Annotated in this window: 1 protein-coding gene (only partly in view); it reads left to right on the top strand. The window is 67.2% G+C overall.

Annotation, left to right across the window (positions count from 1 at the left end; genetic code table 11):
- Window positions 1-106 precede the first annotated feature (106 nt).
- Window positions 107-378 carry part of the coding region annotated (locus tag K789_RS0114915) for a chorismate-binding protein (protein ID WP_024367456.1) on the top strand (this coding region is incomplete at its 3' end). 990 nt of the annotated region lie beyond the right edge of the window, so 272 of the 1,262 annotated nt are shown.

Genomic DNA, 378 nt, shown 5'->3' with positions numbered 1-378 from the left:
AGCCGCCGGCAGGCGGCTGCGGCGCACAGCGGCACAAGAGAGTTGTGGCGCGGCCCAACCCAACCACCCTTCAGGACGACCGAAAGAACAGGCGGAAACCACAGCCATGCAGGACCTTGGAATCATCAGCCCGGGCCTGGAAGAGTTCCGTGAACTCGCAGGCCACAGCCGTGTCATCCCCGTCCGGCTGAAGGTGCTGGCTGACGCCGAAACCCCGATCGGGCTGTACCGCAAACTCGCCCAGGGCCAGCCCGGCACTTTCCTGATGGAATCCGCAGCCGTCGGCGGTTCCTGGTCCCGCTACTCCTTCATCGGTGCCCGCTCACGGGCCACCCTGACCACCAAGGACGGCCAGGCGCACTGGCTCGGCGAACCGCC

The organism is Arthrobacter sp. TB 26 (assembly GCF_000427315.1).
Classification (GTDB): domain Bacteria; phylum Actinomycetota; class Actinomycetes; order Actinomycetales; family Micrococcaceae; genus Arthrobacter.
Note: the sequence above shows the minus strand (reverse complement) of the source record. Positions and strands in the feature narration are given on the sequence as shown.